This is a genomic window from Roseateles sp., from assembly GCF_031397715.1.
Lineage (GTDB): Bacteria > Pseudomonadota > Gammaproteobacteria > Burkholderiales > Burkholderiaceae_C > Paucibacter_A.
The window spans coordinates 1-8,380 of record NZ_JANNMI010000460.1 but is presented as its reverse complement, the minus strand read 5'-3'; the positions used below and the strand labels follow the sequence as shown (position 1 = coordinate 8,380).

Annotated in this window: 7 protein-coding genes; 1 reads left to right on the top strand and 6 read right to left on the bottom strand. The window is 68.3% G+C overall.

Features of this window, described 5'->3' with window-relative positions:
• Positions 1 to 85: 85 nt before the first annotated feature.
• Positions 86 to 577 carry a disulfide bond formation protein B gene (locus tag RMO57_RS20500; protein WP_310389830.1) on the bottom strand — a complete coding sequence of 164 codons (492 nt, stop codon included), beginning with the start codon at positions 575 to 577 and terminating at the stop codon, positions 86 to 88.
• Entirely contained in the window at positions 577 to 1,050 is a 474-nt protein-coding gene (locus RMO57_RS20495; protein ID WP_310389828.1) for a RidA family protein, read from the bottom strand. Before RMO57_RS20495 ends, RMO57_RS20500 begins: the two co-directional genes overlap by 1 nt.
• A 94-nt stretch (positions 1,051 to 1,144) precedes the next feature.
• On the opposite strand from RMO57_RS20495, the gene RMO57_RS20490 reads away from it, so the two are divergent.
• A complete protein-coding gene (locus RMO57_RS20490) occupies positions 1,145 to 3,637 on the top strand; it encodes a DNA internalization-related competence protein ComEC/Rec2 (RefSeq protein WP_310389826.1) in 2,493 nt (830 codons plus the stop codon).
• Here RMO57_RS20490 and mltB read toward each other — a convergent pair.
• The 4 genes from mltB to RMO57_RS20470 form a co-directional block, all read right to left on the bottom strand.
• The gene (gene mltB, locus RMO57_RS20485) at positions 3,617 to 4,711 is read right to left on the bottom strand and encodes a lytic murein transglycosylase B (protein ID WP_310389824.1); all 1,095 of its coding nucleotides are present in this window, start codon (positions 4,709 to 4,711) and stop codon (positions 3,617 to 3,619) included. The two genes, RMO57_RS20490 and mltB, sit on opposite strands and share 21 nt — an antisense overlap.
• Before the next feature lie 9 nt (positions 4,712 to 4,720).
• Entirely contained in the window at positions 4,721 to 6,790 is a 2,070-nt protein-coding gene (locus tag RMO57_RS20480; RefSeq protein WP_310389822.1) for a DUF3488 and transglutaminase-like domain-containing protein, read from the bottom strand.
• Positions 6,787 to 7,782: a DUF58 domain-containing protein gene (locus tag RMO57_RS20475; protein WP_310389821.1), complete on the bottom strand. Its 996-nt coding sequence runs from the start codon at positions 7,780 to 7,782 to the stop codon at positions 6,787 to 6,789. Before RMO57_RS20475 ends, RMO57_RS20480 begins: the two co-directional genes overlap by 4 nt.
• Positions 7,779 to 8,380, bottom strand: a 602-nt coding sequence (locus RMO57_RS20470) for a MoxR family ATPase (protein WP_310389819.1), incomplete at its 5' end; no start/stop codon positions are given. The genes RMO57_RS20470 and RMO57_RS20475, both read right to left, overlap by 4 nt.

The window sequence follows — 8,380 nt, the reverse complement described above, 5'->3', positions numbered from 1 at the left end:
TCCAGCACGCAACTGCTGATGCCGGCGTCGGCCAGCGCACAAGCCATGCTCAAGCCGGCCAGCGCCGCGCCGGCTTTGACCTTGATCAGCGCTTCTTCACGGCCACCAGGCTGGCGACGGCGATGGCCACAAACAGCAGGCCGCTCCAGAGCTCGTAGGGCAGGCCGATCAAGCGGTAGGCGGCCGCCTCGCTGCAGGAGGCCGTCACCATGAAGACCGACGGCAGCAGGTTCTCCAGATCAAGCGCGCTCAGCAGCCGGTCGGCCAGCGTCATGTCGCAAGAGGCCAGCTTGGAAGCCACCTGATGTTGAAACGCCGCCGCCGCCACGCCGGCCAGGCCCAGCACCATGATCAAGATCAGACCGGCGCTGCGTACAGGCCGCACGCCCTTCAGCACCCAAGTCAAGCCGGCGACAGCGGCAATCAGCAAAAAGACGCCGCGCTGCATCACGCACCAAGGGCAGGGCTTAACCCCGAAGGCGTGCTGCGCCACCAAGGCGGCGGCGACGGCGGCGAGGCTGGCAAAAAAGATGGCGGCGAGCGCCTGGGCCGGGAACTTCGAGCGCTGTAAAAACATCAGTCGCCCACCACTTCCGCAATCAGATCGATCTCAACGCAAGCACCCATCGGGTTTTGCGCGACGCCGAACGCGCTGCGCGCATGGGCGCCGATGGCCGGGCCAAAAACCTCGGCCAACAGTTCGGAGCAGCCATTGGTGACCAGATGCTGCTCGGTGAAATCGGGCGCGCTATTGACCAAGCTCATCAGCTTGACGATGCGGCTCACCTTGTTCAGGTCGCCCAGGGCGGCGTGCAAGGTGCCCATCAGGTCGATCGCCACCGCGCGCGCGGCGGCACGGCCGGTGGCGGTGTCGACATCGCGGCCGAGTTGGCCAACCCAGACCTTGCCGTCCTGCTTGGCCAGATGGCCGGACAGGAAAATCAGGTTGCCGCTGCGCACAAACGGCACATAGGCGGCAACCGGCACCGCCAGCGGCGGCAGCGTGATGCCCAGGGACGCGAGCTTGCTGTAGATGGGGGTGGCGTTCATGGCGGACTCGCTTTGGTTGGCTGGCAGGCTGGTATTGCCGCAGGCCTATGGCTAGGATCAGGTGGCGCGCATCCTACCAGCAAGGCGGTCCCAAATGCCCCACCAGGCACTGCAGCCCCAGGCCATCCATTTGGCTCTGCCGGCGCTTGGCTGGCTGCTGGGTTTGCTGGCCTTGCAGCAATGCCCGCGGTTGCCCGAATCGGCTGACTACGCGGGGCTGCTGCTGGCCATGGCCTGGTTGGCCGCGATGGGCTGGCGGCGTCTGCGGGCCAGGGCATTCACGCCGTCTGCGCTCTATCTGGCGCTGGCCGCCGCCTTGCTGGCATTCACCCAAGCCGCTTGGCGCGCCGAGCTTCGTATGAGCGAGGCCTTGCCCGAAGCCTGGGAGGGCCGTGATGTGCTGGTGCTGGGGCGCGTCAGCTCCCTGCCCAGCCCGGTGCTGGGCATGTTCGGTGCGCCGGGCTGGCGCTTTGAGTTCGAGTTGGAAGAGGCCTTCGCCGGCGCCAGCCGACAGGACGACGCCCTGGTCCTGCCGCAGCGCTTGGCGCTGGCCTGGTATGCGCAGGGCGACGAGGCGGCGCCGCCGCAGCTTAGAGCCGGCGAGCGCTGGCAGTTGTTGCTGCGCCTGAAGCGCCCGCATGGGCTGATGAATCCGCATGGCTTTGATACCGAGTTCTGGCTGTTCGAGCGCGGCCTGCGTGCCAGCGGCGTGGTGCGCCCCAGTGGCGGCCTGCGCTTGAGCCGCGCGCCCTGGTGGTCGCTGAACGCCTGGCGCTCGGACCTGCGCGAGGCCTTGCTGCGCCAGGTGAGAAATCCCAGCCACGCCGGCATTCTGGCCGCGCTGAGCCTGGGCGACCAGGCGGCGATTTCGGCCGCCGATTGGGGCCTGTTTCGGGTTACCGGCGTCAGCCATCTGCTGTCCGTCAGTGGCTTGCATGTGACCATGTTTGCCTGGGCCGCCCAGGGCCTGGTGGGCTGGCTGTGGCGGCGCAGCGCGCGGCTCTGCCTGCGCTGGCCGGCGCCGAACATCGCCCGCTGGGCCGGCGTGCTGGCGGCCCTGGCCTATGCCCTGTTCTCCGGCTGGGGCGTGCCGGCACAGCGCACGGTCTGGATGTTGCTGACCCTGGCCCTGCTGCGCAGCCTGGGCCTGCGCTGGCCCTGGCCGCTGTGCTTGTTGATCGCGGCGGTGGTGGTGACGGTGATCGACCCCTGGGCGGTCGGGCAGGCGGGCTTTTGGCTCTCGTTTGCGGCGGTGGCCTTGCTGATGGCCAGCGGCACCCAGCAAGAGAGAGCAGCGGGTTGGCGTGAGCATCTGCGGGCCGGCCTGCGCAACCAGTGGATCGCGACTTGCGGCCTGGCACCCTTGAGCCTGCTGTTCTTTCAGCAGCTGTCGGTGGTCGACTTGTTGGCCAATTTATTGGCGATTCCGCTGATCAGCTTCGTCGTGACACCGCTCGCCTTGCTGGGCGCCTTGCTGCCGGGCCTGTGGCAGCTGGCCGATGCGGTCTTGGCGCTGCTGCTGCTCTATTTGCGTTGGCTGGCGGCCTGGCCGCTGGCGGTCTGGCAGTTGCCGGTGGCGCCGTCCTGGGCGCAGGCGCTGGGGCTGTTGGGCGGGCTGATGCTGGTCATGCCCTCACCGCTGCGCCTGCGTGCGCTGGGCTTGGGCCTGGCCCTGCCCATGCTGTGGCCGGCGCCGCCGCGCCCGCCGCCGGGTGAGTTTGAGCTGCTGGTCGCCGACATTGGCCAGGGCACCGGCGTGCTCGTGCGCACCTCGGCGCATCAGTTGCTGTACGACAGCGGGCCCAGCTACGGGCCCGAGGCGAATGCCGGCCAGCGGGTGCTGCTGCCCCTGATGTTTGCCTTGGGGCTGAATCGGCTGGATCTGTTGATGCTCAGCCATCGCGACAGCGACCATACTGGCGGCGCCGCGTCGGTGCTGAGCGGCCTGCCGGTGGCGGGCTTGAGCAGCTCGCTGGAGGACGGCCATCCGCTGCTCGCCGGCCCGGTGCCGCCGCGGCGCTGTGAGGTCGGTCAGCGCTGGCAATGGGACGGCGTTCGCTTCGAAGTCTTGCACCCGCAAGTCGCGCATTACGCGCAGGGCCTTAAAAGCAATGCGATGTCTTGCGTGCTGCGGGTCACCTCGGCGGCTGGGCGCAGTGCCTTGTTGACCGGCGACCTGGAAGCGCCGCAGGAGGCGGATTTAGTCCAGCGCTCGAATGCCGGCGCGCTGCGCAGCGCGGTCTTGCTGGTGCCGCATCACGGCAGCAAAACCTCCTCCACCGATGCGTTCCTGGTCGCGGTGGCGCCGCGCTGGGCCTTCGTTCAGGCCGGCTACCGCAACCGCTTTGGCCACCCGGCGCCGGCGGTGTTGGCGCGCTATCAGGCGCAGGGCATCGAGGTGCTGACGTCGGCCGCATGCGGTGCTTGGCGCTGGCGCAGTGACGCGCCAGATGGGCAATGCCAGCGCGCGCAATTCAAGCGTTACTGGCATTGGCAAGCGCGGCCACTGACGGCGCTGCAAGGCCCTTGGCAGCCGGCGCTTGAGGCCGGCGCGGAGCTCGGCGACCTACCGAGCCTGCCGCAGTGACTGCAGCGTGCGCCCCAGCTCAATCACGGCAAAAGCGTAATAGCTCGACCAGTTGTAGCGCGTCAGCGCGTAAAAATTCTCGGTGCCCAGCCAGTAGACGGGCGCGGCCGCGCCCATCTGCAGCTCCACCACGGCCATAGTCCCGGCATGTTCCAGCGCCGCTTCGGACGGCTGCGCGCCCAGTGCCAGCAATTGCGCGGCACTGAAGGTCGGTTTGATGTCCGGCGCCAGCAGCAGCGCGCGCGCCGTCGTTTCGACCGGCAGCGCGACGCTGTAATGGGTGGGCATGCCACGCTGCCAGCCGAAGTTGGCCAGGTAATGGGCCACGCTGCCGATTGCGTCGGTCGGGCTTTGCATCAGGTCGACATGGCCGTCGCCGTCAAAGTCGATGGCATGCTTGTTCCAGCTGCTGGGCATGAACTGCGGCCAGCCCATCGCGCCGGCAAAAGAGCCCTTGACGGCGAGCGGGTCCAGGCCCTCGCGCCGGCTGAGTTTTAAGAACTCGGCCAGCTCGGCGCGGAAGAAGGCGCTGCGGTCGCTGCGCCCGGTGGGGAAGTCAAACGCCAAGGTGCTGAGGGCGTCGATGACGCGAAAGCCGCCGGTGATCTGGCCGTAAAAGGTCTCCACCCCGATCAGGCCGACGATGATCTCGGCCGGCACGCCGTACAAGCTTTCGGCCCGCGCCAAGGCGGCCGCGTTGTCGTCCCAGAAGGCCAGCCCGGCCTGCAGGCGGCGCGGCTCGACAAAGCGCGCCCGGTAGGCGCCCCAGTCCTTGGCGCTGCCGGGTGGGCCGGGCATGATCAGGCGCTGCACGGCCGGCACCGATTTGGCTTGGGCCAGTTGCGCTTGTAGCGTCTGCAGGGTTTGAGAATCCCAGCCTTGCGCGGCGCTCAAGTCCGCCGCAAAACGCATCACATCGGCGCGCTCACCGAAGGCTTGTGGCGCTGGGTCGACCAGCTTGGTGGTCTTCGTGACTTTGGGTTTCTTTTTGCTTGGCTGTTTGGTGCCGGCAGCAGCGGGGCAAGACAGCAGCAATGCCGCACAGAACAGGAGGAGGCTGGGAAATTTGGACATCGGCATGGTTTAACGGATCTTGCCGCGCAGCATACGGCCTGCGGCGCGGAAGTCGCGCAGCCAGCGCCAGCGCGCCAACGGGCCGCTCAAAGCGGCCGAGTGGTTGTTGTCTGTGCCGGGCGGCCCATAACGGGCCATTTCCAGCCCCAGCAGTAGCTGCACCGCCGCTTCGGCCGCCGCACCATGCTCGGCGCGCAGCAGCTCGGCCCAGCGGCGCGGCCCTTGGTGGGCGGCGACGCCCGCCACACCCAGGCGCCGCAGTTCGCGCAGAATGCGGGCGCGCTGGCGGCTCCAGGGGTCATGCGGGCGGGCCCGCCACTGCGACCAAGCGCCCGCGACCAGGGCAACGGCGGCGATCAGGGCCGCGCTGACCTGGCCCAGCAGCTCCCAGTCCGGTGCCGCGAAGCCAGCGCTTTTGAGCAGGTCAAACTGGCTTCGGCGCGAATAGTTCAACACGCTTTGTTGCCAGCGGTTCTCCAGCGTCTCCCAGCCGCGCCGCAGGCTCAACCACAGATCCGGGTTGATTTGACTGAAAGCACCGGCCAAGACCCCCGGAGGTGGCCGCAGCGCCAGGCCGAGCTGAATCCGCTCGGGGGCGACGGCCGCCGTCGGGTCGGCGCGCAGCCAGCCGCGCCCCTCTACCCAATATTCGGCCCAGGCATGGGCATTGCTGTTGCGCACGATCCAAAACCCGTCCTGCGGCTGTGCGTCCATGCCTTGAAAACCGGTGACGACGCGGGCCGGCACCCCCATGGCCCGCATCACCACGACAAAGGCGGCCGAGAAATGCTCGCAAAAACCCAGCCGCCGATCAAACCAGAATTCATCCACCAGGTGCGGCGTGACCTCGCCGTAACGGCCCGGTGCCAGCGTGTAGATGAAGTCGGCACTGGCGATGTGGGCCAGCACCGCCGCCGCCAGGGCCGGTGACAAGGCGGCCTGATCGAGTGTCGCAAAGCGCGGCTCGCGCCTCAAATTGGCCGCCCATTGCAGGGTGCGTGGGTTGAAGCCGGGCGGCAACTCCAGATAGTTCTGCAGCGCCAGGGTCGCTGTGCGGGGGCCATGGCTGAAGCTGGGGAAGACCTGCGCGTTCAGGCGCAGGCGCTCGGTGATCGGGCGCTGCGCCAGCCATTGCAGCTCAGGCGCGCGCTTCAGCGTCAAGCCCTCGATCTGCCGTTCGCTGCCGGCCGCCTCTGCACTCATCTCCAGCATTGGCAACACGCTGCTGCGCAGCGGCTCGACCGTCATTTCATAGTCCAGCGGCTGGCCGCTGACCGCCAAGGCATCGGTCTGGCCCGGCCAGGCAAGCGTCGACGCGCGCCAGCTGCGGCCATCAAACTGCCCCAGCACCGGGCCGCGAAAATAGCGCGCTGCCGGGCCCGGGGGCGGGCCGGTGAAGCGCAGGCGCAGGGCGACGCTGTCGTCATTGGCGATCTCGGACATGGCGCCGAAGTCGAGGCGGTCGGACAGGCCGGTGCGCCCGACCGAATCGGCCGGCACACCCCACAGCGGGGCGATGCGGGGGAACAGCAGGAACAAAAAAATCATCACCGGCAGGCCGTACAAGGTGGTGCGGGCCGCCATGCCGGCGGCCAGGCGCAGGCTGGGCTGGCCCACCGGCATTTGCGCCAAGACCAGGGCGCTGAGCAGGGCCCAGACGCTCGCCAGCATCCACAGCGCCGTCAACATCGACTGCGAGTAGAGGAAATGCGTCAGCACCAGGAAGAAACCCAGGAAGAACACCACAAAGGCGTCGCGGCGCGCCCGCAGTTCCAGCGTCTTCAAGGCCATCAGCATCACCAGCATCGTGATGCCGGCCTCGCGGCCCAACAGCGTGCGGTGGGTGAACCAGGTCATGGCGGCGGCGCCCAGCAAGACGGCCACCAAGACCCAGCGGCCCGGCAGCGGCCGCGAGTCCCAGGCGAGCCAGGCCCGCCAGCCCAGGATCAGGGCGGTGAGGGCGCTGACCCAGATCGGCAAATGCCCGCCATGCGGCAGCACGACGGCGGCAATGGTGGCCAGCAGAAACAAGGTGTCGCGGCTGTCTCGGCTGAGGCGGCTCAGGCGCTTCGCCTTCATGAGCTGGCCAGCAGCGTCAGCTGCTGCAGGCATTCGGTGGCGTGCTCGGGCCCCAGATCGGGCGGCCATTCGCCGCTGGGCAGGCGCAGGCCATAGGGCGCTTGCAGTGCTTCAGCCGCCAGCAACCAGGCGCACAGCCGCGCTGCCCGGGCCGAGGTGGTGAGACCGGCGGTGTCGCGCCAATCCAGCCACAGCGTCTGCGCTACCGGCGCATGGGTTTCGCGCACCCACAGCTGCGAGCCGCCCAGTGCCATGCTCAGCGCGGCCTTTTTCCACAGCACCTGGCGCATCGAGTCGCCGCGCCGGTAGCCCCGCACGCCCTCAAAGTCCTGGCCGCGCTGCAGGCTGCTGGCCGTCGCCTGTTCGGCCTGGGCTTGGTTTGCTTGAGCCGGGAAGGGCGGCGCCGGGGCTTCCGGCTGCGGGTAGACCCAGACCTCGGCGGCAGGGCGCCAGATGCTCCAGGAACGAAACAGGCCGAGCGGAAAGCGCGTCACGATCTGCAGGCTGGGCAGGGCGAGCTTGCCGCATGTGCCGACAGTTCCAGCATCAGCGCTGGGAAAACGCAGGTTCAACAAGGCGTGGCCAAAGGCCGGCACATCGGTCCAGGCGATCTCCTTGCTGGCGCCGCCTTGCACATGCACGCCGATGCCGAACCGTGCCGCGCTGTTGTTGTGCAAGCGCAGCTCCAGCTGCACGTCGTCGCCGGCGAACACGGCGGCCGGCGGCTTCAAATCCAGGCTTAAGCCGCGCAGATTGGCGTCGGTGGCGTGCATGGACGCCAGGCCGGCGCCGGTCAGCAAAAAGGTCAGCAGATAGCCCAGGCTGAGCTGATCATTGATCGAGGCCAGCAGCAGCAGGCCCAAGGTGGCGCAAAAAGCCAGGCCGGGGCGGCTGGGCAGGATGTAGATATTGCGCCGGCCCATCAGATGGGTGTCGCTCAAGGGGTGACGGGCTGCCCACCAGCGTTGCCAAACTTGCTTGATTCGGCTCACGGCAGATTGATCGCTTCAATCATCGCCCGCACCTGCTCGCGCGGGCCGCGGCTGCTGCCGGCCTTGGACCTCAGCCGGTGCGCGATGGTCTGCGGCAGGATCAATTGAATATCTTCGGGCGAGACAAAGTCGCGGCCATCGAGCAGGGCGCGGGCACGGGCGGCGCGCAACACACCCAGGCCGGCGCGTGGGCTCAGGCCTTCAGCGAACCATTCGCCCGAGCGGGTCGCCGCGATCAAGGCCTGCAAGTAATCCAGCAGTGCAGCGGAGGCATGGATGTCGCGCACCCGCGCTTGCGCCGCCAACAACTCGGCCGTGTTCATCACCGGCTGCAGGGCCCGCAGCGCGGCGCGGCTGTCTTGGCCGCTGAGCAACTCGCGCTCGGCGGCGCGGTCCGGGTAGCCCAGCGAGATGCACATCAAGAAGCGGTCCAGCTGCGACTCGGGCAGCGCGTAGGTGCCGAGTTGCTCGCTGGGGTTTTGCGTGGCGATGACGAAGAAAGGCTGCGGCAGCGCATGGCTGACGCCGTCCACGCTGACCTGGCTCTCTTCCATCGCCTCCAGCAAGGCGCTTTGCGACTTCGGGCCGGCGCGGTTGA

What these genes read in the sequence shown, in the direction of transcription:
- RMO57_RS20500 (WP_310389830.1), bottom strand. Translation starts at nt 577, where the DNA reads ATGTTTTTACAGCGCTCGAAGTTCCCGGCCCAGGCGCTCGCCGCCATC.
- RMO57_RS20495 (WP_310389828.1), bottom strand. Translation starts at nt 1,050, where the DNA reads ATGAACGCCACCCCCATCTACAGCAAGCTCGCGTCCCTGGGCATCACG.
- RMO57_RS20490 (WP_310389826.1), top strand. Translation starts at nt 1,145, where the DNA reads ATGCCCCACCAGGCACTGCAGCCCCAGGCCATCCATTTGGCTCTGCCG.
- mltB (WP_310389824.1), bottom strand. Translation starts at nt 4,711, where the DNA reads ATGTCCAAATTTCCCAGCCTCCTCCTGTTCTGTGCGGCATTGCTGCTG.
- RMO57_RS20480 (WP_310389822.1), bottom strand. Translation starts at nt 6,790, where the DNA reads ATGAAGGCGAAGCGCCTGAGCCGCCTCAGCCGAGACAGCCGCGACACC.